27 protein-coding genes and 1 pseudogene are annotated in these 26,806 nt (G+C 63.0%); 22 read left to right on the top strand and 6 right to left on the bottom strand.

Going from position 1 to position 26,806, the window contains the following annotated elements; all coding sequences use genetic code 11:
- Nucleotides 1–237: 237 nt before the first annotated feature.
- The 9 genes and pseudogenes from N687_RS0115275 to N687_RS0115315 all read left to right on the top strand — a co-directional run bounded on the left by N687_RS0115275 (nucleotide 238) and on the right by N687_RS0115315 (nucleotide 7,227).
- Nucleotides 238–1,011 carry a LamB/YcsF family protein gene (locus N687_RS0115275; RefSeq protein ID WP_029422682.1) on the top strand — a complete coding sequence of 258 codons (774 nt, stop codon included), beginning with the start codon at nucleotides 238–240 and terminating at the stop codon, nucleotides 1,009–1,011.
- A gap of 25 nt (nucleotides 1,012–1,036) precedes the next feature.
- Nucleotides 1,037–1,798 (top strand): 5-oxoprolinase subunit PxpB, encoded by a 762-nt coding sequence (pxpB, locus tag N687_RS0115280; RefSeq protein WP_051663311.1) that lies wholly within the window; start codon nucleotides 1,037–1,039, stop codon nucleotides 1,796–1,798.
- A 2-nt stretch (nucleotides 1,799–1,800) separates the two neighbouring features.
- The gene (locus tag N687_RS0115285) at nucleotides 1,801–2,751 is read left to right on the top strand and encodes a biotin-dependent carboxyltransferase family protein (protein WP_051663312.1); all 951 of its coding nucleotides are present in this window, start codon (nucleotides 1,801–1,803) and stop codon (nucleotides 2,749–2,751) included.
- Between the two features lie 125 nt (nucleotides 2,752–2,876).
- Entirely contained in the window at nucleotides 2,877–4,130 is a 1,254-nt protein-coding gene (locus N687_RS0115290; RefSeq protein WP_051663313.1) for an MFS transporter, read from the top strand.
- A 25-nt stretch (nucleotides 4,131–4,155) separates the two neighbouring features.
- Nucleotides 4,156–5,040: a DUF6282 family protein gene (locus N687_RS0115295; RefSeq protein WP_029422686.1), complete on the top strand. Its 885-nt coding sequence runs from the start codon at nucleotides 4,156–4,158 to the stop codon at nucleotides 5,038–5,040.
- A 142-nt stretch (nucleotides 5,041–5,182) separates the two neighbouring features.
- Nucleotides 5,183–5,968, top strand: a complete 786-nt coding sequence (locus N687_RS0115300) for an MBL fold metallo-hydrolase (protein WP_029422687.1) — start codon at nucleotides 5,183–5,185, stop codon at nucleotides 5,966–5,968.
- A 151-nt stretch (nucleotides 5,969–6,119) separates the two neighbouring features.
- A pseudogene (locus tag N687_RS24015) lies at nucleotides 6,120–6,242 on the top strand (transposase); the annotation flags it as partial.
- 266 nt (nucleotides 6,243–6,508) lie between these two features.
- Nucleotides 6,509–6,871: a transposase gene (locus N687_RS24875; RefSeq protein ID WP_231493497.1), complete on the top strand. Its 363-nt coding sequence runs from the start codon at nucleotides 6,509–6,511 to the stop codon at nucleotides 6,869–6,871.
- A 92-nt stretch (nucleotides 6,872–6,963) separates the two neighbouring features.
- Nucleotides 6,964–7,227, top strand: coding sequence for an AbrB/MazE/SpoVT family DNA-binding domain-containing protein (locus N687_RS0115315; protein WP_197029295.1), 264 nt, complete (start codon nucleotides 6,964–6,966; stop codon nucleotides 7,225–7,227).
- 161 nt (nucleotides 7,228–7,388) lie between these two features.
- On the opposite strand, the gene N687_RS24020 is transcribed toward N687_RS0115315, so the two are convergent.
- Both N687_RS24020 and N687_RS24495 read right to left on the bottom strand, forming a co-directional pair.
- Entirely contained in the window at nucleotides 7,389–7,541 is a 153-nt protein-coding gene (locus N687_RS24020; protein ID WP_156040171.1) for a hypothetical protein, read from the bottom strand.
- A gap of 49 nt (nucleotides 7,542–7,590) precedes the next feature.
- Nucleotides 7,591–8,073: a hypothetical protein gene (locus N687_RS24495; RefSeq protein ID WP_051663314.1), complete on the bottom strand. Its 483-nt coding sequence runs from the start codon at nucleotides 8,071–8,073 to the stop codon at nucleotides 7,591–7,593.
- 328 nt (nucleotides 8,074–8,401) lie between these two features.
- Here N687_RS24495 and N687_RS0115330 point away from each other — a divergent pair, with 328 nt between their 5' ends.
- From N687_RS0115330 to cydC, 7 genes are all read left to right on the top strand, one after another.
- Nucleotides 8,402–10,030: an APC family permease gene (locus N687_RS0115330; protein WP_231493498.1), complete on the top strand. Its 1,629-nt coding sequence runs from the start codon at nucleotides 8,402–8,404 to the stop codon at nucleotides 10,028–10,030.
- A gap of 187 nt (nucleotides 10,031–10,217) precedes the next feature.
- A complete protein-coding gene (locus N687_RS0115335) occupies nucleotides 10,218–11,651 on the top strand; it encodes a spore germination protein (protein WP_051663315.1) in 1,434 nt (477 codons plus the stop codon).
- 9 nt (nucleotides 11,652–11,660) lie between these two features.
- Entirely contained in the window at nucleotides 11,661–12,755 is a 1,095-nt protein-coding gene (locus N687_RS0115340; protein ID WP_029422693.1) for a GerAB/ArcD/ProY family transporter, read from the top strand.
- Nucleotides 12,752–13,336 carry a hypothetical protein gene (locus N687_RS24500; RefSeq protein WP_029422694.1) on the top strand — a complete coding sequence of 195 codons (585 nt, stop codon included), beginning with the start codon at nucleotides 12,752–12,754 and terminating at the stop codon, nucleotides 13,334–13,336. The genes N687_RS0115340 and N687_RS24500 overlap by 4 nt, the downstream gene beginning before the upstream one ends.
- Complete coding sequence (locus N687_RS0115350) at nucleotides 13,290–13,940, top strand: Ger(x)C family spore germination C-terminal domain-containing protein (RefSeq protein ID WP_029422695.1); 651 nt, start codon at nucleotides 13,290–13,292, stop codon at nucleotides 13,938–13,940. The genes N687_RS24500 and N687_RS0115350 overlap by 47 nt, the downstream gene beginning before the upstream one ends.
- Nucleotides 13,937–15,718 (top strand): thiol reductant ABC exporter subunit CydD, encoded by a 1,782-nt coding sequence (cydD, locus tag N687_RS0115355; protein ID WP_035462390.1) that lies wholly within the window; start codon nucleotides 13,937–13,939, stop codon nucleotides 15,716–15,718. Before N687_RS0115350 ends, cydD begins: the two co-directional genes overlap by 4 nt.
- On the top strand, nucleotides 15,719–17,605 hold the full coding sequence (cydC, locus tag N687_RS22410; protein ID WP_029422697.1) for a thiol reductant ABC exporter subunit CydC: 1,887 nt from the start codon (nucleotides 15,719–15,721) through the stop codon (nucleotides 17,603–17,605). It abuts the gene before it with no gap.
- A gap of 27 nt (nucleotides 17,606–17,632) precedes the next feature.
- Here the strand turns inward: cydC and N687_RS0115365 are convergent, their stop codons facing one another.
- Both N687_RS0115365 and N687_RS0115370 read right to left on the bottom strand, forming a co-directional pair.
- The gene (locus N687_RS0115365; RefSeq protein ID WP_029422698.1) at nucleotides 17,633–19,249 is read right to left on the bottom strand and encodes an acyl-CoA dehydrogenase family protein; all 1,617 of its coding nucleotides are present in this window, start codon (nucleotides 19,247–19,249) and stop codon (nucleotides 17,633–17,635) included.
- A complete protein-coding gene (locus tag N687_RS0115370) occupies nucleotides 19,246–19,650 on the bottom strand; it encodes a MerR family transcriptional regulator (protein WP_035462393.1) in 405 nt (134 codons plus the stop codon). The genes N687_RS0115365 and N687_RS0115370 overlap by 4 nt, the downstream gene beginning before the upstream one ends.
- 159 nt (nucleotides 19,651–19,809) lie before the next feature.
- Here N687_RS0115370 and N687_RS0115375 point away from each other — a divergent pair, with 159 nt between their 5' ends.
- From N687_RS0115375 to queE, 4 genes are all read left to right on the top strand, one after another.
- Nucleotides 19,810–20,625, top strand: a complete 816-nt coding sequence (locus N687_RS0115375; protein ID WP_029422700.1) for a hypothetical protein — start codon at nucleotides 19,810–19,812, stop codon at nucleotides 20,623–20,625.
- 202 nt (nucleotides 20,626–20,827) lie between these two features.
- The gene (locus tag N687_RS0115380) at nucleotides 20,828–21,313 is read left to right on the top strand and encodes a DinB family protein (protein WP_051663316.1); all 486 of its coding nucleotides are present in this window, start codon (nucleotides 20,828–20,830) and stop codon (nucleotides 21,311–21,313) included.
- Nucleotides 21,314–21,491: 178 nt separating this feature from the next.
- Complete coding sequence (locus N687_RS0115385) at nucleotides 21,492–21,935, top strand: 6-pyruvoyl trahydropterin synthase family protein (RefSeq protein WP_029422702.1); 444 nt, start codon at nucleotides 21,492–21,494, stop codon at nucleotides 21,933–21,935.
- Nucleotides 21,932–22,645: a 7-carboxy-7-deazaguanine synthase QueE gene (gene queE / locus N687_RS0115390; RefSeq protein ID WP_029422703.1), complete on the top strand. Its 714-nt coding sequence runs from the start codon at nucleotides 21,932–21,934 to the stop codon at nucleotides 22,643–22,645. Before N687_RS0115385 ends, queE begins: the two co-directional genes overlap by 4 nt.
- A 107-nt stretch (nucleotides 22,646–22,752) precedes the next feature.
- Here the strand turns inward: queE and ytxJ are convergent, their stop codons facing one another.
- Nucleotides 22,753–23,118 (bottom strand): bacillithiol system redox-active protein YtxJ, encoded by a 366-nt coding sequence (gene ytxJ, locus N687_RS0115395; RefSeq protein ID WP_029422704.1) that lies wholly within the window; start codon nucleotides 23,116–23,118, stop codon nucleotides 22,753–22,755.
- A gap of 62 nt (nucleotides 23,119–23,180) precedes the next feature.
- On the opposite strand from ytxJ, the gene N687_RS0115400 reads away from it, so the two are divergent.
- On the top strand, nucleotides 23,181–23,969 hold the full coding sequence (locus tag N687_RS0115400) for a polysaccharide deacetylase family protein (protein ID WP_081841453.1): 789 nt from the start codon (nucleotides 23,181–23,183) through the stop codon (nucleotides 23,967–23,969).
- Here N687_RS0115400 and N687_RS0115405 read toward each other — a convergent pair.
- Nucleotides 23,909–25,162 (bottom strand): MFS transporter, encoded by a 1,254-nt coding sequence (locus N687_RS0115405; protein ID WP_029422706.1) that lies wholly within the window; start codon nucleotides 25,160–25,162, stop codon nucleotides 23,909–23,911. The two genes, N687_RS0115400 and N687_RS0115405, sit on opposite strands and share 61 nt — an antisense overlap.
- Nucleotides 25,163–25,568: 406 nt before the next feature.
- Between N687_RS0115405 and N687_RS0115410 the strand changes: the two genes are divergently transcribed.
- Nucleotides 25,569–26,771: a cation:proton antiporter gene (locus N687_RS0115410; RefSeq protein ID WP_051663317.1), complete on the top strand. Its 1,203-nt coding sequence runs from the start codon at nucleotides 25,569–25,571 to the stop codon at nucleotides 26,769–26,771.
- Nucleotides 26,772–26,806 lie beyond the last annotated feature (35 nt).

Consider the following 26,806-nt stretch of genomic DNA (forward strand, 5'->3'; position numbering starts at 1 on the left):
ACCACCGGGATTTCCGTCAGGCCTGTCAGGCGCACGGGATCATCTGCCCCAATAGACTGGGCATTTCACGAATATGTTTTAAGGTACGGTAGCCGTCAAGCCTTGATGCCCGCTCAGCGGATAACCGGAGAAGGCTTCCCTGGTGCCCGACTTGCTTTCCGTATTTCGAGTTGTGAAAATAGGCTTATTCGTATTGATGGTTAGATGAACATGAATATTCATTCAGGATGGAGGTTGATGCATTTGCGTGTCGACTTGAATGCCGATCTGGGCGAGAGTTTTGGCGCGTATAAAATCGGGAACGACGAAGAACTGATTCCGTTGGTCACTTCCATCAATGTGGCGTGCGGATTCCACGGAGGCGATCCGCTCGTGATTCAGCGCACCGTGGAGCTGGCCAAACGACACGGTGTTGGGGTGGGGGCACACCCGGGGTTCCCAGACCTGCAAGGGTTCGGGCGGCGTGAGATGCACATGCGTCCGGAGGACGTGTATGCGATGGTGATCTACCAAATCGGCGCTGTGCGCGCGTTCACGGACCTGTACGGGGTGCCGCTCCAGCACGTGAAGCCGCACGGCATGTTGAACAACATGGCAGCCGTGGACGAAGATCTGGCTCGCGTGATCGCCCAGGCCATCTACGATTACGATAAAAACCTTATCCTACTGGCTGTCGCGGGCACGAAACTGGCGCATGCAGGAGAAAAAGTCGGATTACGGGTGGCCAACGAGGTGTTCGCAGACAGGACTTACGAGCCGGATGGGACGTTACGCAACCGAAAATACCCAGACGCCCTCATCAAGGACCCCAAAGTGGCCGCCGAACGGGTCGTGACGATGATTCGTGATCACGTCATCGTCGCCATCGACGGGACGCCCATCCCGGTGGACGCGCACAGCGTGTGCCTGCACGGTGACGGGCCGACCGCCGTTCAGGTGGCGAGTGCGTTACGCCAGGAGCTGGTAGCCCAAGGGATTGAGCTGGTTCCACTGAGCACCATCCTTGGGTGACGTCGAATGGGAGGAGACGATGCGGATGCGTCCGGAGGGGTCTCTACGTCCGGTGATCCGAACCGCGGGCGACCAGGCGGTTTTGGTGGAGTTTGAGCCCCGGGTCGATCCGGCCGTCACCGCGCGGGTCCTCGCGCTGGAACGATGGCTCGAGGAACACGCCGCTCAAGGCATCTACGAGTGTGTGCCCGGGTACTGCACGCTGTGGGTGGCGTACGATCCCGCCGTCTATTCGTACGCGCAGATATGCGGGTTGATTGAGCGGGGCGCCGGGCAACTAGACAGCACGGTCACGGGACACATGCGTACATTAGAGATTCCCGTATGTTACGGTGGTGAGTTCGGGCCGGACATCGGTGACGTTGCCGCGTATAACGGACTCCGGGTGGAAGAGGTCATCGAGATCCACGCGGCGGGCGAGTACTTCGTCCACTTCACGGGATTTCTTCCTGGATTTCCATTTCTCGGCGGTCTTTCATCGCGAATCGCGACGCCACGCATGCCCAAGCCGCGGCAGGCGGTGCCAGCCGGATCGGTCGGCATCGCGGGGGAGCAGACCGGCTACTACCCCATCACGAGCCCGGGCGGGTGGCGGCTGATCGGCCGGATCCCCATCCGCATGTACGATCCACGTCGGGAGGACCCGTTCATCGTGCACGAGGGAGATCGCATTCGCTTCGTATCCATCACGCCCGACGAGTTTACCGACCTAAAGGCGATGGACGATCAGGCGCCATGGCCCATTCCGGTGAGGTACACCAGGGTATCCGCGTACGAGGAGGTGTAGGTGTGGCGCTCAGGGTGGTCGACCCCGGGGTGCGGGCCGAGGTGCAAGACCTGGGACGGCGTGGTTACCAGCGGCACGGTCTATCGGTCTCAGGTGCAGCCGACAAGTACTCGCTGCTGTGCGGGAATCTCTTGCTTGGCAATCCCCCTGGATCGGCGGCGATTGAGGCCACGCTGTTCGGGTTGCACGTGGTGATGGAACAGGATTGTGACGTCGTGGTGACGGGTGCCGACTTGGGGCTGCACGTCAATGGTCGGAGGGCACCCACGTGGACGCTGCTGCAGCTGAAGGCGGGGGATGCCATCCGAATGGCTGGGGGTCCGTACGGATGCCGCGCATACCTGTGTGTCCGCGGGGGCATCGACGTACCCGAGGCATTTGGCAGCCGCGCGACCGATCCGGTGGTCGGCATCGGGGGATGGAAGGGGCGCCCTCTGCAGGCGGGGGATGTCCTGCCCATTGGCCGCGCGGGTGCGAATGGGGGGCGGAGAACGCGGTGGTTGCACCCAGACTGTGTCCCGGAGTATTCCCGGCAGGTGGAGGTGCGAGTGATCCTGGGCCCACAGGCCCATCGCTTCCCATCGGATGCCGTGGAGACGCTGCTCAGCCAACCGTACACCGTAACCCCGCGCTCCGACCACATGGGCTGCCAGTTGGAAGGGCCGCGGTTAACGCATTTGGAGACGGCCGACCTGTTGTCCGAGTGTATCTCGGAGGGATCCATCCAGGTCCCTGCGTCGGGTCAACCGATTATCCTCTTGGCGGGGCGGCGCGGGGTAGGCGGTTACACGAAAATAGCCACCGTGATCACCGTTGACATTCCGAAGGTCGCCCAGGCACGGCCCGGGGACACCTTGCGGTTCACCGCGGTGTCAGTGGAGGAGGCGCAGGCGCTGCTATTCGATCAGCGCAGGTTTTTCCGAATCGCTCGCCTGTGGGGGGAACTCGGGTGAGGTGATCCGTTGTTCTTCTATGCGTTGCGCCGGCCCGGACGCCAACATGGGCGTGGCAGTGCTCGCCTTCCAGATTGAGTATTATGAATAGATTGAATGATACGTTGAAGAGAGGGGTGTCCTTGATGAGTCAAGGAAGTGGCGGGATTCTAAGCTTGACGGCGCAGGAGCGTCCAGCGTTCATTGCCACGTTCCTGGGATGGGGGTTGGATGGGTTCGACTACATGATCTACACGCTGGTCATCACCCTGCTGATGCAGGCCTTTCACTTAACCTCGGGCCAAGCTGGTCTCATCGGCAGTGTGACCTTGTTCACTTCGGCTCTGGGCGGCATCATCGCGGGGACGCTATCGGACCGTTTGGGACGAGTACGGACCTTGGCATTGGCAGTCGTCATGTACTCGCTCTTCACGGCGCTGTCGGGTGTGGCCACCTCGTACGGTATCTTGCTGGTGTTTCGGGCGTTGGAAGGGCTTGGATTCGGCGGCGAGTGGGCGGTTGGCGCTGTGTTGATCGCCGAGTCGGTGGCGGCTTCCAAGCGCGGAAGGGTGCTCGGATTCGTCCAGGGGGCGTGGGCACTCGGATGGGGCGCTGCGGTGTTGTTGCAGATCATTCTCACCTCCGTCATGGCGTCGAACGTCGTTTGGCGCGTCATGTTCCTGTTCGGCATCCTGCCGGCCCTGTTGGTCGTTTACATCCTGCGCCACGTACCGGAGCCGGACATCTGGGCGAAGCAGGTTTCCAAACCTACGGATACCGTGAGCTTTTTCACCATTTTCAGGCCGCAACTGCTGCGGAAGACGGTATTTGCAGCTCTCCTCGCCGTCGGGGCGCAGAGCGGCTACTACGCCATCTTCACCTGGTTACCGACCTATTTGAAAACGGTGCGCCACCTGACGGTCATCGGATCGGGTAGCTATCTGTTCGTCATCATTCTCGGCTCATTCATCGGCTATGTGTTATCAGGATTCATCAATGACATCCTGGGCCGCAAGGCGACGTTCGCCATCTACGCTGTGTGTAGTGGCGCAATCATCCTGACGTACACCAACTTCGATATCTCCAATGGGCTGATGATCGTTCTGAGTTTCCCCCTTGGCTTTTTCGCTTCAGGTATTTTTAGCGGGTTTGGGCCGTTCTTGGCCGAGTTGTTCCCGACGGAAGCGCGCGGGGCCGGGCAGGGGTTCTGTTACAACTTCGGCCGCGGGGCGGCCGCGTTTGCACCAGCTATCGTCGGGTACTTGGCTCAGTCGTACGGATTGGCCACTGGCATGTCGATCTTCGGCCCGTGTGCTTACATCCTGTGCTTAATCGCGCTGTTGTTCTTACCCGAGACGCGTGGAACAGAGTTGGTGGAATCGACGACGGCGTCGGCCTGAAAATTCAACGAAAGGAGGGGGGGCTATGCCGCTGTCCACCCTCACCGGTTACATCGACATCCACGTACACGCCGGGCCCAGCATCTTCCCGCGATCCGTGACCGATATGGAACTGGCCGCCGAGGCACAGGCTGCCGGCATGCGCGGGTTTGTCCTGAAGGCACACGAGGAGTGTACTGTCTCGCGAGCCCAATTGTTGCGTGCCCAGTTTCCCGGGCTCGAGGTGTTCGGTTCGGTCGTACTGAACTGGTACGTGGGTGGACTCAATCCGTACGCCGTGGATCTCGCTCTCCAACGGGGTGCGAAAATTGTCTGGATGCCGACAGGATCAGCCAAGCAGCACATCCAATACTACGGTGGTTCGGAGTATACAGCACAGAAGTCGACGGTACGTCTCTTGCCACAGCCACCGATCTCCATCCTTGACCAGGACGGTAAACCGCTGCCCGTCCTGTATGAAATTCTCGATCTCATAGCAGCCGCGGACGCTATCGCGGCCTCTGGACACCTTTCGCCGGTGGAGACGAAGGTATTCGTTGAGGTCGCCCGGGCTCGCGGTGTCGCGAAGATCCTGGTGGCACACCCAGATCTAGGACTGAACCAGATGCCTGTCTCGTTGCAGCTTGAGCTGACCCGCCAGGGGGCTTACGTCGAAAAGTCGTACCTCACCCTAATGCCCGGCTGGCAGAGTATCACGCTCGAAGAGTTGGTCGCGTCGATCCGGCTGATCGGCCCCGAGCGATGCGTCCTGCAAACGGACTTTGGCCAGGCGAACCACCCGACGCCCGTGGCGGGATACCGACAATTCTTGAATATGCTTCTAGACGCTGGCGTCCCCGAGGCGTGGCTGTTTCGGATGGGCGCCGAGAATCCCGCAGCACTGCTCGGGTTGCCATCGCCCGCTGGATGATAGGGTATTCGGGACGGCTACTGCCGTGCGGCATTTCGGCGTGGCCTGCGGATTTCCCGCGTACGCCTCAGTCAGCAGGGCCGTACCCCAAGAACAGTCCTTGTTGAAGGATTTGGCATATGGATCGAAGGGAGTCCTGGCAATGCGCATCGTACCAATCCTGAAGGGATTTCCGGGGGTTTCTGATCGTGGCTATCTCGGCTGGAGCTCCATCACGTGGGTGCAGAGTGGGAAGGTGAACATCGTCATCGACACGGGTACCTACGGTGATTACCCGATGCTGCGTGAAGCCTTTCTTCGAGCCGGAATCCAGCCGGAAGCGGTGGACATCCTGGTCCTCAGCCATTTTCATTTCGATCATGTCATCAACACGCGGTTATTCCCAAACGCACGCATCCTGCTTTCGCGTACCGAAGCCGACTACGCCACGAGCGGCGCAGCCGATTGGGCGATCCCCGAGGGCTATTTTCCGGTTGTTGAGGCTACCCGGCGTCTCGAGTTGGTAAATGGTAACGAGCAGATTGCTGAGGGTGTGTGGCTCATGCCAACGCCGGGGCACACCCCCGGACACATGTCCGTTCGGGTGCAACATGACGATGGGAGGACAGTGGTCCTGGCGGCGGATGCGGTCAAAAACCTGGCTGAGTTGCTCACTGGAGAGGTGAGGATGGCCTGGGATCCCTCGGTGAGTCGCCGGACCATCGAAATGCTGCGACAGGAAGCCGATGTGATCATTCCCGGGCATGATCGGGTGCTGCACCTCATTCATGGTCAAATCCATGCGGGTGAGACCTTGCGCATTCGGCTAACCACTCCAACTGGGAACCAACCGATGGATGGCGCTCAACTTGAACTGGTGGTGCCAGGTGACGAAGCAGGCGTGCGAGACTGCCCCTTTTGCATGCCGGACGGGGGATCGAACTCGTAATGGCCGGGCATTGTTCTAGACGTGGGACGGAGAGACGGACTGACCAAAACTCTGCCGCCGCAAGCCCCGGGCTTCAGCCCTCGGGATAAGGCGGCCAAATCTTTTGTTCTCGATTAGATACCTTGCCGTAGCGGCTGAACGCCTTGCGGAAATCATCGAAATGGAGGTCATGCCGGACCATGTGCATTTGCTCGTGGAGGTGGACCCGCAGTTTGGCATCCACCGGCTGGTCAAACAGATGAAAGCTCGTTCGTCGAGAATCTTGCGTCAAGACGAGCGGACGCTGATTTACAACGGGCGGGAGCTTCGGGCCAAACGGCAGTATCAGAACAAACTGAAAGCCCGCCTCGCCGCGAAGCAGTCGCGCATGCAAAAAAGGTCCCGCCGTTGGCGAAAGCTTCAACGAAGCAAGCATAACCAGTTGCGAAAACTTGATTGTCAGATTTGGGATATCCTCCACAAGCAGACCACAGCTTTGGTCTCCACCCTCCATGCGAGCAGACAATCGTCATCGGTGATGTTCGGGATCTCCGGAAGCGGGTGGATTACGGGCCTGCGGCCAACCAACGGATTCACCAAATGGTTGCGGGAAAGGTTCGTTGGCTGCTCACCTACAAGGCTGAACGGCTCGGCATGCAGGTGATTCTCCAGGATGAGGCATACACTTCCCAGGAATGTCCAGGGTGTAGCCGGAGAAACAAACCCCGAGGGCGCATGTATACCTGCCCGGCTTGCGGGTTCCGCTTCCACCGTGATGGCGTCGGCGCGGTCAACATTCGGCGCAAGTATCTGGGCTTAGGCCCAGTAGTTGGGGTGATGGCGTCCCCCACGGGTGTGCGGTGGCATCCGCATCAGCGCACCCGCGTAGCTCGCGATGAGCGAGAAAGAATCCCCGCCCTTTAGGGCTGGGGAGAACGTCAATAAAGGAGTTACGGCGGAAATGGCGAAACAGGTTGGCGGCACCGATTGAAATGGTGGAGATGGGAGGAATCATTTTGGTGAAAGCAACGGGCGTTGCACGACAAGTGGATCCGTTGGGGCGGATTGTACTGCCGATGGAATTACGTAAGACCCTTGGGATTCGTCCGAAGGACGGAATGGAGATCTTTACGGACGGGGACAGAATTGTTTTGCGCAAGTATGAGAGAGGATGCATCTTTTGCGCCGAAGCGGAGGATGTCCAGGAGTTCCGGGGGAAGATGGTGTGTTCGGCGTGTCGGGAGGAGCTTGCAGCGACGGTTCACGTGGGGGTGTGGTGACGAGAACCATTCGCCCAGGCAGAACCGGGCCGTGCAGGGGCCCGGTTCGTTCGGCTGCTGGACTTCTTTCAGGACGTCGGACGGATCCGTGACACTCGGGCCTTGGGACTCGAGCCGTGGCACTCGTGCCGAGTGGCTGGCCCTTGCGGGCGCTGCCCGTCTCAGATCTCTGGGCGCCGAGGAGCGGCTGCACCGCTGGGTCTGGATTCTTCGGCGGGGCGCGTGAACCAAAAGTAGAACGTCGCCAGGAGAATGGCCGCTCCGTAGATGACAGGCTGCGGAAGTTGCACGGCAGGCAGTTTATGCAGGAACATCGACATCACCCTTTGCGCCTGAAATGGGTTCCAGAAAGCTTGCCGGACCTTATGGCAAGCGGCGTGTTGGGCGGATGGCGCCGGGGCTCCACAGTGGGCCACGCCTGATCTCGCGCTCGATGATGGCGGAACGCAGATCGGAAAAAAACTCCTGGGCACGGCTGCTGGTTTCACTTGGGTCTGCGGCGACAGGAATGTTCGGATTGCCGAACACCGGCCCGGTGACCACAAAACTAAATCTCCCCGACGAGATCCATGGCCCCGTGTTTGTGATTTGGCCTGTGATCAACAGCAGGGCCAGGATGACGTCAATGGCGTCGAGAGCAAATCCCGCCCCATCTCCCCGCCCCTCCATCCTTGTACCGCCGGTCATGGGGCCGGAAAGACTGAGCCAGATGGCCCCTGATGCAATGAACACGCCGCCACTGGTCAACTGACCTGTCAGAAGCAGGATGGCGATCCAGATGTCAATCGCCCGCAGAATCCCGGAAACCAGGGCCTTTTGCCGCGTGCGGCGCCGTCGTCGGTTCATTCACCTCTCGTCCCTTCGGCAAGCCTCGGTCCCGAGTGAGCAAGTGGCCGCGGATGATCCGATTCTCGATTTGGAATCAGGGTATGCAGTCGAGTGGGCCAACGGTATGGACGGTCATACCAGGTGCCGCTGCACGCCTGCCCCTCAGCCTTCGAGGCGCATCATCTCCTCATGCAGTTCCTGATACATCCTGGCTTCAGAGATTTGAAAATTACAGAATGAACGGTCGAATATGGACAAACCCAACAATTTCATAATGCATCGGGAAAGAAACAATTGTAGCTTGGACACAGGGATGAACCGTCCCAATACACGGTGTCCGGAACAGATGGACCCGAACGGAAAGGACATGAGCGCGATGCAGCGAGGAGGATTCAAACGCCAGCTGTCGCTGGCTGACTTGACGTTTATCGGTCTCGGGTCCATCATCGGCTCTGGATGGTTGTTCGCGTCGCAGCGGGCGGCGCACATCGCGGGACCGGCGGCGTGGATTTCCTGGGTGATCGGAGCGCTTGCGGTCACTTTGCTGGGCTTGATCTACGCGGAACTCGGCGGTGCCCTGCCACGGGCTGGTGGCACCGTTCGGTATCCCGATTATTCTCATGGACCCTTGGTGGGTTATTTGCTCGGATTCGCTTCGATTGTGGCGTTCGCCAGTGTGGCTGGCATTGAGGCCGAGGCGATGCGCCAGTACGCTGACACCTGGTGGCCCGCCCTCGGCAGCGGCAGCCCGACGGTGCTCGGGTGGTTCGTGCAGCTGGCCCTGCTGATTGTCTTCTTCCTGCTCAACTATTGGTCGGTGAACCTGTTCGGGAAGATCAACTCCATTTTGACGGCCATCAAATTCATCGTACCGACGTTGACGATCGTGGTGCTGTTCATGCACTTGAAGCCGGCCAACTTCTCGGTGCACGGCATGGCGCCGTACGGGTTCTCCGGGATCGAGCAGGCCGTTTCGACAGCCGGCATCATCTTCGCGTTTTTGGGCTTCCAGCAGGCGGTGGGTTTCTCTTCGGAAGCCAAGAACCCGCAGCGCACCGTTCCGGTATCCATCCTGTTGGCGGTGGCCCTGTCGGCCGGCCTCTACGTATTGCTGCAGCTGAGTTTTGTGGGTGCGGTTCCGGCGTCCGCCATCGCCAAAGGGTGGGACGCGCTCGACTACACCTCCCCGTTTGCAAACGTGGCGGCGGCCCTGGGGTTGGGGTGGCTGTCGACGGTGATCCTGGGCGATGCCGTCATCTCGCCGAGCGGCACAGCGAACATCTATCTGTCCGCGACGGCGCGCGTGATCTTCGGCTGGGCCAAGAACGGGACGTTCTTCCGCTTGTTCACGCGCCTGGACGGTCAGACGGGTGTGCCGCGTCCGGCGCTGTGGCTGGCGTTTATCCTGTCCGTGTTCTTCACACTGCCATTCCCGTCTTGGGACAAGCTGGTGGGCGTGGTCTCCTCCGCCACGGTGCTGACGTACATTCTCGGCCCCGTGTCGGCCCATGCGTTCCGGCGCACGGCACCGGAACTCAACCGCCCCTTCCGTTTGAAGGGAATGGGGGTCATCTCGCCCCTGTCCTTCGTCGTCGCGTCGCTGATCATCTACTGGACCGGATGGAAGACGGATTCGCTCCTGCTCGGCGCTCAATTGGTCATGTTCGTCGTGTACCTGGTCTTTCGCCAGATCGCTCCGAAGCACGTGCCTCTCACGGAACAGGTCAGGGCATCGATCTGGCTCGTCGTATACGAAGCGGTGATGATGGCCCTGTCATATCTCGGGACGTTCGACGGCGGACACGGCGTCCTGCGGTCGCCGTGGGACCAGGTGGTCGTGGTGGTTTGGTCCATCGCAACGTACTACTGGGGGATCCGCAGCGCACTGTCCCGGCCCATCTTCGATGAGGACGATGTGTTCGACACGGGAACGGCCAAGGCGGCCACGGTGGAGGCCTCTGCCGCGAATCTGTAACGGCTGTCCCTGCCGGAGCCCTGATCGCCATTCTCTCCATCCACTCGTCTTCCGATGCTCCAACGGCCCCCGCGTATGGGGGCCATTGGATTTTCCTCATAAAATATCCTGTTTTTGGGCAATGTATCCTGTGCTTGTTTCACCTTCGCAGACGATGACGGGATGAACTGCACAGGATGTGGCATGTATGAAGTCGACTCAACAGTTGTTGCAGCAACTGCACGACGCGTACGACATCGTGGTGCGCCCCATTCCGTCCTGTGGCCTCGATGTGGTCTTTATCTCCACCGTCGTGGATTTGACCCGGGTGGAAGAGCGCCTCTTGGGCCCGCTGACCCGAAATCCGTCGCGGCGGCCAGGAAACATCGAGAGGTGGCTGAGTGACACCCTCCAGTTGGGGGAGTTTCGTCTCACGAGAGACGCGCGCGAGGCTTCGTTAAAATTGCTCGACGGTCACGCGGTAATCTGCTTTGCGAAGGGCTACGTGTTGGTCAACGTACAGGGATTACAGCGGCGCGTCCCGGAGGAACCCGACGCGGAGATGTCCATCCGGGGCCCGCGGGATGGCTTCACGGAGTCTCTGGATACCAACGTATCGCTCATTCGATCCCGGCTGCGGGACCGCCGCTTGGTGATCCAGACCTTTGAGTTCGGCACGCGCACCCGGACCAAGGTGTTGCTTCTGTATCTCGAGGATCTGGCCAATCCAAACATCGTTCACGAGGCTGTTCAAAGGCTCCAGCGGGTTCACGTGGACGGGCTGTTGGACAGCGGCGGGTTGGAGCAGTGGATTGAGGACAACCCATGGTCGCCGTATCCGCAAATCCAATCCACTGAGCGCCCCGACAAAACCATCTCGGCGTTGTTGGAGGGCAGGCTGGCGATCCTCGTCGGCGGCAGCCCCTTTGCCCTGCTGATCCCGTCGGTCTTGGTTTCCTTTTTCCAGACGACGGATGACTACAGCCAGCGCTGGATCTCGGGGTCCGCCATCCGGATCGTGCGCATCTTCGCCTTGGCCCTGTCCATCTTCTCTCCGTCGTTGTACATCGCGTTCACCATGTACAATCCGGAGCTGTTGCCGCCAAATCTTGTCATCCAGCTGGCAGCCACGCGAGAAGGCATTCCGCTGCCCATCGTGTTTGAGGCGGCCTTTATGGAATTCATGGTCGAATTGTTGCGCGAGGCCGGGAATCGCATGCCGCAACAGATGGGTCAGTCATTCACGGTCGTCGGAGGGTTGGTGATTGGGGACATCGCTGTGCAAGCGGGGATCGTCAGCCCCATGATGGTCGTGGTCGTCGGGTTGACGGCCCTCGGTGCGTTTGCGATTCCAAACTACGAAGCCGCTTTTGTAACTCGCATGATCCGGTTTCCCATGTTGATGGCCACCTCCGTCTTCGGCATCATGGGCACTCTGGTGTTCGCGCTGCTGATCTTCGCCCACCTCTCGACGCTCAAGTCTTTCGGCGTGCCGTACCTCACGCCCTTTGCCCAGTTGGCGTACGCCGATTGGTTGGACACCCTGGTCAAAGGGCCCACGCAGTGGGCGCGTCTTCGTCCGGCGACCTACTGGAGCCCGCGCGCATGGCATGTGCGGCGTCGCGGGGGCCGGAAAGGTTGACAGAGCGGCATGCTGAAACAGCGAAATCCGAATGCGGTGGCCATCCTGGCCTTTGAAATGATCGTCGGCTCTGGCATGTTCGAGTGGATTCCGGCCTGGCTGGACCGGGCGCGGACGGCGGTGTGGGTCCCGTTGATGGTCTACGCCGCGGTGGCCGTGGTGCTGTCCCAGATCATGGTCCACCTCGTCCTCCAAGGCCGCGCTCAGAGGGCACAGGCGGTGACGGTGTTCGACGCCCTATTGCCACCGCGCAGGCTGGCGGAGGCGCTCAACGGCCTCATGCTGTTGGTGTTCCTCATCAACGCGGCCATAATCCTGCGGATCGCCGTTCACTTGATCAAGTATGTGGCGCTGCCCGATACGCCGGTCCTGGTGTTGGTGGTGCTCGGAATGCTCATCCCGCTGCAACTGTTTTTCGGTGGCTTTGACGCCATCCTCCGGTATGAAATGGTCCTGTTTTGGCCGACCGTGTTCATCGGGGTTCTGATGTTGTTGCTCTGCCTTGAGGTGTCGGACCTGGCCAACCTGTTGCCGCTCTGGCCGGTCAGCTGGCGGGCCGTGGTACGGACCCTGCCTGAAATCCTCTATCTTTTGCCGGGATTTTTGCTCACCGTGGTGTACTTGCCGTCCTTTCACGCCGCTGGCGTGGATGCCCGGTCGATGCGGCGCATGGTCCTGCGAGGTGTCTTGGCTGCCATCGTGCTGCAGGTTTTGAATGTGTCCGCAGTCGTCGTCGATTTCGGCCCTTTTGAAGGCGCGGCGCTGAATTGGCCCATCGTGGAAGCCGTCCGCATGCAGCACGGGGGCCGGTGGGCGGTATTATTTCTGCTTCCCGTCCTCGCAGCGGTCTCCTCCGCGGTGAATCTGTACATGTACGCCGCGTACCGAATTGCTGTCTTCTACACATATACACGCGCCCGCAGGATGTGGGTCACCGGGCCGTTGATGGCGGGGGTGATCGCCCTGTCCGTGCTCCCGGAGTCTTTCGAGCAGGTGTTTCGTTACTATGTTCCGGTGTTGGAAGGGATAGAGGGCCCCCTCCTGGGGTTCCTCATCGGTCTGTGGGTCTGGACGAAGTGGAAGGGAGGTGTGAATTCTGGATGACACGCGTACGCGTGCTCGCCGTCGTGATCTGTCTGGCGGTGTCGATGGGGCTGACTGGGTGTTGGGATGGGATCGAGTTGCAGCAGCGCGCCATCGTCCTGATCATGGGGATCGATCCCGGCGACACACCGGATCAAGTGAAGGTGACACTGCAACTGGCGAAACCGCATCGCCTCAGCGTCCCGCCCTCCAGCGGGCAGTCCGGCGGGGCTGGACAAACTTCGCCGGTGATTGCGGTGAGCGAGCAAGGGCGCGATGTCGGGGAAGCCCTGCACAGGATTCAATTGGATTTGGATCGGAGGCTGTTTTACGGCCATCTGCAGGCGGTCGTCATCCATCGGAAATTGGCGGAGAGAGGGATCCTCACCCTGCTCAACCCGCTGGTGCAATCCCGAATTGTCAGCCGCAATCTGTGGGTGTTTGTATCGGAGCCGCCCGCAGGGGCGTTCCTTGAGAAAACTCCGGAACTCGACGTCATCCCGGCCATGTATCTGGCGAATTTGTTCCGAAACCGGATTTGGCTCAACCGCCCGTATGACGCCACGGTCGGCGGATTTCACCAACGTCTCCCCGGGGATTGAGCCTTATGCGCTTCTTATCACCGGGATCGATCCGAAGCTGTCCGCTCCGCAGATCGACGGGCTGGCGGTCTTCTCCGGCGACCGGCTTGCGGGTGTTCTGACCGGCCAACCGTTCACCGGGTGGCTGATGCTTGAGAACCAGTTTCCGAGGTCCAGGCTGGCCTTTCCGTGCCCGGAGGACCCCGGAAAGCAGTTCGTCATCGACGTAAAATCGGTGCGCAGCCGTCTGCGGGTACGCAACCTGTCCAGCGCCCGCCCATACGTGGACGTGGAGGTACGGATGCGCGGATCGGTAGAGGGCGGGGCCTGCATCCCGGCGGAAACCCAAGCGGAGTTGGAAACCCTCAAACGGCAGGTGGAGAGACAGACGCAGATAATGGTCACTCGCGCGATTGAGTGGACGCAGTCTCCCCTGCACGCGGACGTGTTGGGTATCGGCCGGGAGGTGTACCGGTACCAGGCGGCGGAGTGGCGAGGCGACGAGTGGTGGCGCAGCACGTTTGAGCGATTGGATGTGCAGGTGCACGTGGACCTGCGGATCGACTTCATGCAGACGTACGACCGAGCCGAGTTGGTCTATGGGGGGAATGACGGAGGGCGATGAAACGTGCGGAGAGAGCGTTGATCCAACGGATTCAACCTGTGCGATGGCTGCTTGTCGCCACGGTGGGGACCGGGTTGGCGGAAGGTGCCGCGAGCGTGGCTCAGGCGGCCGTCTTTGCCCATGTGGTCAACGGGGTGTTCCTCGCTGGTGACACCAAGCCGGACGTGGTCCCTTGGATGATGGCCCTGCTTCTCATCATCACGGTGCGCGCAGCAGCCAGTGCCGGCCGCCAGCGGTTGGCGGGTGCGTTTGCCAGGAGGGCGAAGGTCGCGCTGCGGGATCGGCTGGTGCAACATCTTTTGGCACTGGGGCCGGCTTATACCCGGCGGGAGCAGGCCGGAGAGTTGGCGATGACGGTCACCACGGGCCTGGACGAGCTGGAGACGTACCTGGCGAAGTACCTCCCCCAGACGGCCCTGGCGGTGTGGATTCCGCTGGCGATCCTGGGGTTCATCGCGGTCCAGGACCGGGTCTCCGCCCTGGTCTTGGCGATCACGGGGCCGCTTCTGGTCTTCTTCATGATCCTCATCGGCCTGACAGCCGAGCGCATCACGCGCCGCCAGTGGGATGCCTTGGGCCGCATGAGTGCCCACTTCTTGGACGTCCTGCGCGGCATCGTCACGCTCAAGGTATTTGGGCGAAGCGGGCGCCAGAGCCGGGTCATCGCCGAAATTGGAGAACAGCACCGGAAGGCGACGATGGCCGCCCTGCGGGTGGCGTTTCTGTCCGCATTCGTCCTGGAGTTGTTCGCCATGCTGAGCACCGCCTTTGTGGCGGTGGACCTGGGCATTCGCTTGGTGAGCGGGCGCATTCCCTATGAGATGGCCTTCACCGTCCTGTTGTTGACTCCGGAGTTTTTCCAACCGATCCGCCTCCTCGGCACCCAGTATCACGCGGGATTGAGCGGCTTGAACGCGGCTGCGCGCATCTTCGAGATCCTCGACACGCCCATCCCTGGGCTGGCAGACACCGCGGCGGACGATGCCGGACATGGGACGGGGGCCGGACACGGGGCGCGGTCCGGTACGGCCATGTCGGGTTCCGGCATCCGCCTGGAACTGCGGCAGGTATTCTACCGGTACCCGGACTCGCCGCGGCCGGCCCTCAGCGGGCTGACGCTGACGGTCCGGGCGGGGGAGACCGTCGCCATCGTCGGGCCCAGCGGCAGCGGCAAGAGCACTTTGTTGCATCTGCTGTTGGGATTTCTCCGGCCGGACAGCGGAGAGATCCTGGTGAACGGACAACCCCTGTCCCGGTTGCCCGTGGCTTGGTGGCGTCGGCAGGTGGCGTACGTGCCGCAGCATCCGCACCTGTTCCCAGGGACCATTCTGGACAATCTTCGCCTCGCCGATCCCGGGATGGCCCCGGAACGGGCCAGGCAGGCGGTGGCTGCGGTCGACGCGGAGGCCTTCATCCAACGGCTCCCGGAAGGGGAGCGCACGGTGTTGGGGGAGGATGTGCCCCTCAGCGGCGGCCAGATCCAACGCCTGGCGGTGGCCAGGGCGTTGGCCGCGGATCGTCCGCTGCTGTTGATGGATGAACCGACGGCGCAGTTGGATCTGGAGACCGAACACGCGCTGCAGCAGGCGTTGGACACCCTGTGGGGCGGGCGGACGGCCATCGTGATCGCGCACCGTCTCAGCACGGCCATGCGCGCGGACCGAATCCTGGTGATGGACGAGGGGCGGGTGGTGCAGGAGGGCACCCATGACACCCTGATGGAGGCGGACGGGTTGTACCGGCGGCTGTTCTCCGCCTACCGGGGGGAGGTGAGCTAGATGCGCGTGTGGGTCTGGCTGTTGCGCTTTTTGTGGCCGTACAAGGGACGGTTGGTCCTGGCCCTGGGGATGTCGCTGTTGGCGGCGTTGTCCAGCGTCGGGATGTTGGGGACCTCCGGGTACTTGATTTCGAAGGCGGCCCTGCATCCGGCCACCATCCTGCTTCTGTGGGTGCCCGTCGTGGGCGTACGCTTCTTCGGACTGTCTCGCGCCGCCTTCCGGTACCTGGAGCGCCTGTTCAGCCACGATCTGACGTTTCGCGTGCTCTCCCGGGTGCGCCTGGATGTCTTTCAAAGGGTAGAACCCGTTGCGATCCCGCTGCTGCAACGGTTCCGCACCGGCGATGTGTTCCAGCGGATCGTCGCCGACGTGGACACCCTGCAGGACCTGTACATCCGCGGTCTCGCGCCGCCCTTGACGGCAGGTCTGACCGTCCTGGCGGTGGCCGGGGTGCTGGCCCGCTGGGGATGGACGCTGTCGATCCCGTTTTTGGCCTGTGCCCTGGTGTGCGGCGTGGCCATCCCCGCGCTGGCCTACGGGCTCGGGCGGAGAAGCGGGCGTGGGTTGCCCGAGGGCCGGTCGGCGCTGACCGAAGAGGTGCTCGGCATCCTCTCCGGCATGGCGGAGCTGTTGGCCTACGGGCGCCAGGACGCGGCCGTGCGGCGATTTCACCAGACGCAGGGGCGGTTGACGGAACTGGAGGTCCGGCATGGCCGCGTCGCGGCCTGGATGGACGGTCTGTTCTTGTGGTCGATGCACGCCAGCGTCTGGGTTGTGCTGTGGGTGGCCATGGGCCAGGTGTGGCAGGGCCGGTTGGACGGTGTGCTGTTGGCCGCCTTGGTGCTGATGGTGCAGGCCAGTCTGGAGACCATCGCGCCGCTGCCAGGAGCCTTGCAAAACCTGGACCGGGTATTGGCGGCGGGGCGCCGGTTGTTCGACCTGACCGTGGACGGTGTGGTCAAGGGGTCGTTCACTTTCGAGACCGGAGAGGGCGCGGGAGGACCGGGAGGCTCGTCCACTCGCGCCGAGACGCCAGCGGAGACTGACCAGGCCACACGGGAAGATGCGACCACACGGACCGGCCCCCTGGGCGTGATCGTGGTGGCGCCTTCGTCCATGACGGCCGCAGTTGCGGAGGGGCGGCCGCAGTTGAACCTTCACGTACACGATCTTAGTGTCCGATACGCACCGTTCGGCCCCTGGGCGCTTCGGCATGTCCATTTGGAGCTGGGGCCAGGCCAGCACATCGCCATCGTAGGGGAGAGTGGCGCCGGCAAGAGCACCCTGCTCAAGGCGGTGTTGCGGTTGGTGCGGCCGGCATCGGGGGCCATCACCATCGGCGGTTTGGATTTGTACGACGTCCCGGAGTCCCTGCTGCGCCGGTGGATCACGGTGGTCCCGCAACAAACCTATCTGTTCAACGCCACGCTCCTGGACAATCTGCGGTTGGCCCGGGAGGACGCCACTGCCGACGAGGTAAAGGAGGCCATCCGACTGGCCCAACTGGAGGAGACCGTCGCCCGCCTGCCGGACGGGGTTCACACGCAGCTGGGGGATTTGGGGATGCGCCTGTCAGGCGGGGAGCGGCAGCGGTTGGCGCTGGCCCGCGCCCTGTTGACAAACGCCCCGATCGTGCTGTTGGACGAACCCACCAGCCATCTGGACGCCATCACCGAGCAGGCGTTCATGGAGCAGCTGTTGCACGCACTGCGGCATCGGTCCCTGTTGATGGTGACCCACCGGCTGGCGGGTTTGGAGCGGATGGACGAAATCTTGGTGCTGCGTCATGGAACCATCGTGGAACGAGGCTCTCACGAGGCACTCCTTCGCCAGCGTGGATGGTACCATGACATGTGCACATTGCATCAGGCCATGGTTCGAATGTGAGCCATGCGGGACAGGACCGCCAACAACTCAGGAATCAGACCGCGCCGCATCCAAGCCGACCCCCCATACCTCCGGGTCGGACAGGACCCAGTCGGGATATTCCTCATGCTGGATGAAGTGACGAATGTACAGCTGTGCGAACTTCTCGTATCGTTCGCCCGCGGTTTCTGCCAACCGGTAGAGGGCGGCCGCCTGGGCCGCGTCGGCGACAAGTCGCAGGGTGTGCTTGGCGTGCCACTCCGCCCGATCCTTGGGGAGGGCGGCCAGTTGTTCGAGCGCCGCCTGCGCCGCCTTTGCGGCCTGTCGAGCCTCCGCTTGGCCGACCCGCTCGAGGGGCGCCACCACCGTTTCGAGGAAGCGTTCGTGGGCCTTCTGTTTGAGGACGGTCTCCAGGAAGTCGAGCGCCTGGATGTTGCTCGGCCCCTCCCAGATGGGGGTGATGAGCGCCTCCCGGTGCCAGCGAGCCACGCCGTATTCCTCCAGGAAGCCGAGGCCGCCGAACAGCTCCATCGCGAGGGCCGTCAGGTGTGCGGCGTGATCGGCCGTGCGCGTCTTGACCAGATGCGTGAGAAAACGCGCGTGATGGTAGGCCGGGGTGTAAGGGGGCCGGTCGGACCACGCGTGATCGAAGGCGTCGATGGCCTGGAACGTGAGCGTAAGCCCGCCCGCCTGGCGGACGTGGAAGTCGGCGAGATCGCGGCGGATGAGCGGATGGTCCTGCAGCAGGCGCCCAAAGCTGGTGCGCCGGGTGACGCGCCCGAGGACCTCCAGCAGCGCCTTTTGGGCGATCCCCATGGCGCCGATGGCATTGGCCAGGCGAGAGACAGTCAGGTTCTCCAGCGTGTAGTAGATTCCCAGTCGCGCCTCGCCGATCAAATACGCCTCGCTGTCCAACAACTCCGCCTCCCCGGAGGGGACGGCCCGGGTCGCGCTCTTGTCCTTCAGGCGCCGGACGTGGAAGTTGAGTTCTCCGTCGCGGTTGAGCCGGGGCAGGAGAAAGAGCGCCAGGCCCTTCGGGCCCGCGGGCGCGCCTTCGGGGCGGGCGGTGGTGATGGCGTAGTCGGTCAGTCCCGCGCCGCTGGCGAAATACTTGTCGCCGGTCAGCCGCCACACCGAACCATCGCGGCGAGCGGTGGTGCGGTTGGCGCCGAGATCGCTGCCACCCTGGGACTCGGTCATCCAGGTCGCGCCGAACGCCTGGCCGGAGAGCAGGGCTTCCTTCCACGAGGAGAACTCGGGCGCGTACTTGTGGATGGCGTAGGCCACCTGGTTCGTGATGGTCAGGATGCAGTACAGGCCCGGATCGCCGATGAGGTAACCGAAGGAGAAGTGATGGTGCCAGCTGCCGCCCTCGTAGGGCGGCCGGTTGATGGCGGCCAACTCCTGCAGCACCTGACGGTGGGCAGGACTGAGCCGGACGCGGTCGATCCGCCGGCCATCCAGGTCGTGGTGGATGAGGATGGGCGCGGCATCGTGATCGACATGGTAAACGGTTTCATAGACCTCGCGGCCGGCGAAGGCCCCAAAGCGCACCAGCTCATCCTCGTGTTCGGGATACGCCGGCCAGAAGTGGCGCAGCACATCCTGGAGCAGGACGTCGCGCGTGAAATGGTTGGTGCCGTAGGCGTAGGAAATGGGGTTCAAGACAGATCCCCTCCTTTTAACTTTTCGTCGAGGGTTCTTTGCAGTCGATCCCGCAGTTCCAACAATTCCTCGCGGATGGCCTGCAGCTCCCGGATCTGCTGGTCGATCTCCGCCAGCTTGCGGTCGCCGCGCCGAAGCACGTCCCGCAGTTGGGTGATCTCGGTGGGATCGGCGTCGTACAGCTCGAGCATCCCGGCGATCTCCGGGAGACTGAAACCGAGCCGCCGGCCGCGCAGGATGAGCTGGATGCGCACGCGATCGCGGTCGGTGTACAGCCGCTGCGCTCCCCGCCGCTCTGGCTGCAGGAGCCCGACCTCTTCGTAGTAGCGAAGGGTGCGGGGGGTGACATCGAACATCTGGGTCAGTTCGGTGATGGTGTACCGTCGCGCGATGGTGCCCACCCTCCTGACACGTTGTTGGATGGGATAAAAGATACTGTAAATTTACGTGAACGTCAAATCCGGGGTTGGACATTTCGGGGAGGGGTCGTTTGATTCAATCCGATTTCAAGGATCGCGGGCTAGGATGATGCCATCCGAGGACAAAGGAGGAGATGTTGGATGGCTTTGACGGGCAAAGCCAAGATGGCGGCGCTGGTGGGCGCGGCGGCCGGCTTTCTGACCGCTGCGGGGGTGTTCGGCGTGTACGCGTTCGCCGACAGCACCGGGAACAGCACCGCGTCGGGCCAAAGCCAGCAGACGGGACCGCAGGCGAATGGGCCGCGCGGCGGTTGGGCGGCGCCCGGGGGCCTGATGATCGGCCAGTGGATGCCGCAGTTGGCACAGTACTTTGGCATCAGCGAGGACGAGCTGCGCCAACAGCTCGCCAGCGGCAAGTCGCTCAACGACATCGCGGCGGCCCAAGGCAAACAGTCCGACCTGCAGAACGAGCTCAAGACGCTGGTTCACGACGCACTGCAGAAGAAGGTGCAGGCCGGTCGGCTGACTGCGGACCAAGCGTCTCAGATGGAACAGAAGATCGATGCGCAGCTTCCCAACCTGGCGGCCGACACGCATCTGCGTCTTTGGCACGGAAAGAGGGTCATGTTCGGCGCGGACCTCCTGCAGCTGGCGGCCAAGGACCTGAACATGACGGTGGCGGAGCTGCGCAAGGACCTGGCGAGCGGCCAGTCCATCGCCGACGTGGCCACGGCCAAGCATGTGGATGTCAACCAGTTGACCAGCGAACTGCAGCAGGCCGTGGATCAGAAGGTCAACCAGGGCATCCAGAAGTTCATCAACCAGAAGGGCCTGTTTGGGCACAAACCGGGCCCCCAGCCGGAGGGCAGCTCGGGCCAGGCGCAGGATGGATCGGGTTCGGCGGGATCGACCGGATCCGGGTCGGCGTCGGGATCGACGTCCCAGGGCAACGCCTGAAACGACTTCCGGTTTTGCGAGGGGGAGCGAAAGCTCCCTCTTTTGGTTTGCACTGGGAGCCATCGGTCCCAGTGCAGCGGTTTTCCGGGCTGTGTGTAAGGTGGCGCGGCACGTCAGGCCGGCTTGACAGGTCTGTGCAGGACGGTTAGCGTGGGGGTGGAAGGGAAAAAAAGGATGGGTTTTGTGGGGGAGGAGAAGGTCCATGGATTCGACGGCGTGGAACGGGGTACTGCAGCGGTATGAGGAAGGGCCGGCTGCACTGGCGGCGGCGGTGGAGGGCCTGGACGATGCACAGCTCGATTGGCGTCCGCGGCCGGGCAAGTGGTCCATCCGCGAGATCGTCGCGCACCTGGCCGATACGGAGTTGGTATACACCCACAGGATGCGCAAGGTTGCGGCGGAGCCGGGCGGGTTGTTGACCGTGTTTGACCAGGACCGGTGGGTCGACGGCCTCTTCGCGTCGGCGATGCCGGTGCAGGATGCCATCGCGGTGGTGGCGGCCATCCGCCGTTTTCACATCCACACCCTGCGCCGGCTGTCCCCCGAAGCGCTGGAGCGTTCGGGCACCCATGAGGAGGACGGGCCCGTCACGGTGGCTGTGTTATGCCAAAAGGTAACAGATCACCTGGTCCACCACCTGGCGCAGATTCGGGAACGGCGGGCGGCGGTCCTGGGCGAGAGGCATTAGGCGGCGTGGCACATCGCGCCGCGGGGGAGCAGACGGGAACACCGCGGGGCAGTACAGATGCGTGCACCGCGGGGCAGTACAGACGCGTGCACTGCGGTCACACCCTCTTTTTCCCCTTCGTCCGTTGGCTGTCGCCGCCTCGGACGGGTATACTGGGGAGCGAAAAGGGGGTGCCGGCATGTTGCAGCAGTTCTACCCGCAGGTGCCGCATCGCTACCGGTACGAGTTGAACAAGGACATGCATCTGGCCGCGGCACACTTCATCCCGCATCCGGACGCGGGGGTGTGCGCGCGCACGCACGGCCATACGTATTTCATCAACGTCACGGTCGCCGGCGATGATCTGGACGACTCCGGCTTTCTCGTCAACTTTAGGGAATTGAAAGAGGCCGTTCATGGCCGTTGGGACCACACCCTGCTCAACGACGACCGGGACGCGTTCGATCCGCGCGATCCCGATCGCTTTCCCTCCACCGAGGTGGTCGCACGGGTCGTATGGGAGCGCATACAGGCCCTGCTGGACCAGAAGCCGAATCGCCCGCGCTGCCTGCAGGTGGTGGTGCGGGAGACGCCGACGAGCTATGTCGTCTTCCGTCCGCGCCGAGGTGTGGACCTGCGGTGAGCCGGATCCCGGTGTTGGAGGTGTTCGGCCCCACCATCCAGGGCGAAGGCATGGTCATCGGCCGCAAGACGATGTTCGTGCGCACCGCCGGGTGCGATTACCGCTGCTCGTGGTGCGACTCCAAGTTCACGTGGGATGGGGGCGAGCGGGCCCGCATGTTGACGCCGGAGGAGGTGTGGGCCGAGCTCGTGGCCGCGGGCGGCCGGCGGTTTGATCACGTCACCATCTCGGGGGGCAATCCGGCGCTGATCCGCGATCCGATGGCGGACCTGATTGCCCTTTTGCATCGGCACACCATCCGCGTCGGCCTCGAGACGCAGGGCAGCGTGTGGCAGGACTGGTTCGTGGAGATCGACGACCTCACGATATCGCCTAAACCGCCGAGCTCGGGGATGGACACCGACTGGGCAGGGTTGGATGAGATGGTCCGGCGCCTGTCGGACCACGGGGTTCACTTTTCGCTCAAGGTGCCAATCTTCGACGATACGGATCTGGACTACGCCCGGCGGGTCCACCGGACATGGCCGGAGGTGCCGCTGTATCTCTCGGTCGGCAATCCGGACCCGTCCGCCGAGGGTGATGTCGCTGCGCACTTGCTGGCGCGGCTGGCGTGGCTGGTGGACCGGGTGGTGCAGGACGAGGCCCTGAACGCGGTCCACGTCCTGCCACAGTTGCACACACTCCTCTGGGGAAACCGCCGCGGAGTGTGAGCGCGGCTTGCGCGGGGGCAGAGGATCTGGCAGCGGCAGGGGCGGGACCTCAGGATCCGCCCTGTAGGACCCGTCCCTGCCGGTGCACGGAGCTGTGGGGTGCCGCCTCAGCCCTCCGCATTCGGCGCAGACGCGCGTTCCACCGCCTCCTGCAGCCGGGCAGCCGTGATGTCCCAGTGGGAGGCGTGCCACACCGGCTGGCCGCCGCGGATGAGGATGGCCTGCGGGGATTGGTGCACGACGCCGAGGTCCTGCGCAATCTGGTTGGACACGGGCCGCGACTCGATCACCTTCACCAACACATGTGCGGTCCCATCGGGCGCCGTCTCGAGGTAGCGCTCGAACTCCCGGTGGGCGTTGGCGCTGATGGGGCAGGTGGTGCTGTGTTTGAACACGAGCGTCGGCCGCTGCCGGGACGCTTCGTACACCTGTGCCCACTGGTCCAACGTGGTCAATTCCTGATAACGGCTCATGCCGATCCCTCCTTTGTCGTCGTCTCCAGTATAGCGAAAGTGATGAGCCGGAGGTCTGTGCGATGGGTGGATGGTGGCTGGTTGTCCTGGTCGTGGCGGTAGTCGCGCTGGGTTACGCTGTGCTACCTAACGTCTGGACGCGGGTGTTGAAGCGGACGGCGCTTCGCCGCGTCCCGGCCGCCGGGCGGAGGGTGGCGCTGACCTTCGATGACGGCCCGGACCCGAAGTATACGCCGCGACTGCTCGACGCACTGGCGCAGTGCGGGGTGCGGGCGACCTTCTTCGTGATCGCCGAGAAAGCGCTGCGCCACCCGGACATCGTGGAGCGGATGATCCGGGAGGGGCATGAGGTGCAGGTGCACGGGATGCGGCATGTGTTGGTGCCCGTCCTGCCGCCGGGATCGGCATGGGATCAGGCGTTCACTGCGGCAGAGAAGCTGCAGGAGCGGTTCGGCCTGTCGATCCGCTGGTACCGCCCCACCTGGGGCCTGTGCAACCTGCCCTCTCTGTGGTGGACCTGGGGCGGGCGGCGAGGACTGCGTATGGTCACCTGGTCCATCATGGTCGGCGACTGGCGGCGGACGGATTCGGGGGTCCTGCGGGATCGCATCCTGCGGCGGCTCCACCCGGGGGCCATCCTCGTCCTGCACGACAGCGATGAGACGTGGGGAAGCGAGGCGGGTGCGCCGGAGCGCGTGATCGAACTCATGCCGGAATTGGCCGCGGCGCTCGCGGCGCGAGGCTACCGGCTGGGGCCCCTGCGAGACCTGCTCGCGGCCGGGGGCCTGCCTCAACCGGGGACAGTCGATTGGTCAGGAGCGGCCCCCGGGCCACCGCGAGCCCAGCGGTAGAGCGGGGTGCGCCAGCCCGCGATCCAGACGAGGGTGTGCATGATGGCGGTCGCGGTGAAGACGGCCACGGTGCCGAACCACTCGCCGGCGACGCCGCCGAGGGCGTTGCCGAGGGGGATGGAGCACCACACCAGCATGCGGATGCTGCTGCTGGCGCGTCCGAGCATGTGGTCGGGGATCACCGACTGGCGCAGGGAGAGCGACTGGACGTTCCACAGCACCATGCTGACGCCGAGCAGCACGTTGGCGACGCCGATGACCCATGGGTGGCGGGCGGCGGCGGTGATGAAGTCGGGGATGGGGAAGGCCAGCAGCGAGATCATCATCATCCGGCCGGCCTGCACGCGCGGGGCCAGGACGCCGGCCAACAGCGACCCGATCATGGCCCCCGCGCTCACGCCGGCCATGGCGAGGCCGGAGGCGTAGACGCTGGCGTGCAGATCGTGGTTGAGGCGGTAGAGGACGAGTGCGCTGGCGGCCGAACCGCCGAGGTTGCCGACGAGCGTGAACAGGCTGATGGTGCGGATGAGGGAGTGGTTCCACACATAGCGCAGCCCTTCGCCGATGTCGCGGAGCATTCCGGCCCGCGCCCGGGCGGCGCCCTCAGCGGCGGAGAAGCGGCCGCGGATGGCCACGAGCGAAAGGATAGAGACCAGGTAGGAGACGGCATCGATCACGAGGGTGTTCGCCGCCCCGGCGAAACCGATGAGGCCCATGGCGATAGCGGGGCCGAGGATCTGGCTCGCGGAGACCCCCGCCTGCAGCGCGGCGTTGGCCGAGGGCAGCTGCTCCTTGTCCACCACGTTCGGCAAGCACGATACGTATGCGGCGTCGAAGACGGCGTTGCACGCGCTCATTCCGGCCATGACGAGATACAGCTGCGCCACCGTCAGCATCCCGAGGGCGTACGCCGCGGGGATCGTGGCAATGAGCAGCATGCGGATGGCGTCGGCGAGCATCATGAGCCGTCTGCGATCCCGCCGGTCCGCCCACACCCCCGCCGGCAGCGACAGGAGCAGATAGGGCAGAAAGCCCACCGCGAACCCGAGGCCCATCTGAAGCGCGGACCCGGTCATCTGCAGCATCAGCCAGGGCAGGGTGAAGCCGCTGACGGCCGATCCCAATTCGGACACGGTCTGCCCCGTGATGAGCCAGCGAAAATCCCGATTCTTCCAAACACTGTGCGTGCGCAAGGAACGGCCTCCTTCGGAACGGGCACGTCGCCCTGATTCTATCACAACGGGGCAGGCCGGCGTGAACCGATGCGATCGCGCTCGTGTCGGTCATGAACCGGGATGAAGGCCAGTATACATAGAGCATGGGTGATGGGGGCTCACCCAAACCGCCTGCAAAGGCTGCGAGCCCACTTGCATCTGAGCCGGGTAACGCCGCCCGCGCCCACGAGTATGATGAACCGTGACAATCACACAACGACAGTGGTGGAGTTCACTGGAGTGGAATCTTCCACTCGAAACGCGGTTTCCGCCAATGACTCCTGTCTTTGCCGGCGCAAAGGCGAGGGGTCATTGGCTTATTTCGCTTGCCAGCATCCACTCGCCCACGCGTCCGGTACACACAACGATTCAGGAGGGCGACCGGATGGACAACGTGTGGATGGTGGCTTCGGTATGGATGGGGTTGGCGGTGGCGGCGAGTTTAATCTCGGTTCGGATTGGCGTTTCAGTGGCGCTCATTGAGATCCTGGTCGGGGTGTTCGGAGGCAACGTTTTGCACCTGCAGACAACGCCGTGGATCGACTTTCTCGCCAGTTTCGGGTCCGTGTTGCTGACGTTTCTGGCCGGCTCGGAGATCGATCCCGCTTCCTTCCGGCGACATATCCGGGTCAGCGTCACCATTGGGATCGCGTCCTTCTTGTTACCGTTCGTGGGCGCCATGTTGTACGCCTACTACGCCGCCGGCTGGTCGTTCACGGCCGCTAAGCTGGCCGGCATAGCCCTCTCCACGACATCGGTCGCAGTGGTATACGCGGTGATGGTGGAGACCGGCCTCAATCAGACCGACATTGGGAAAGCGATTCTCGCGGCCTGCTTCGTGACCGACCTTGGTACGGTGTTGGCGTTGGGGATATTATTTTCCGGGTTCAGTCCCTGGATGGTCGGGTTCCTGGTGGTTACCGCGATGGCGTTGGTGTGCCTGCCCAGGTTGACGCGATTCGTCCTGAGGAGACTCGGCGAACGTACCCAGGAGGTGGAGACGAAGTTCCTGTTCCTGGTCTTATTTTCGCTCGGTGCCCTCGCAACGGCAGCGCAGAGCGAGGCCGTGCTTCCGGCGTACCTGATTGGCTTGGTGCTTGCAGGGGTGTTCCAGCACAGTCCGGCATTAGGGCGCCGTCTTCGCGCGATCGCGTTTACGCTCCTGACCCCATTCTACTTTTTGAAGGCTGGATTGTACGTGTTGCTGCCGGCGGTGTGGCACAACACGTGGTTGATCGGGGTTTTCTTTACGGTCAAGATGGTGACCAAGGTGGTGGGGGTGCGGCCGCTGACCGCCCTATTCGGGTACACGCCGCGTGAGGGCAACTATACGACCGCCCTGATGGCGACTGGGCTTACGTTCGGCACCATCTCCTCGCTGTACGGTCTCAGCCACCAAATCATCAGCCAAACCCAATACACGGTACTGGTTACGGTTGTCATCCTGAGCGCCCTCGTACCCACCCTAATTGCACAGAGGTGGTTCCAGCCGCGACTGGATCGGGCCGCGAGCACGGGAGACGCGGAGTCAGTGTCGACCATGCCTGGACATAGGGAATACGACGAGGTCATGCAGACGGACGCTTGAACACACTCTAATCAGGCCGCGGCAGCGTCGCTGCG

It is taken from the genome of Alicyclobacillus macrosporangiidus CPP55, from assembly GCF_000702485.1.
Classification (GTDB): domain Bacteria; phylum Bacillota; class Bacilli; order Alicyclobacillales; family Alicyclobacillaceae; genus Alicyclobacillus_H; species Alicyclobacillus_H macrosporangiidus_B.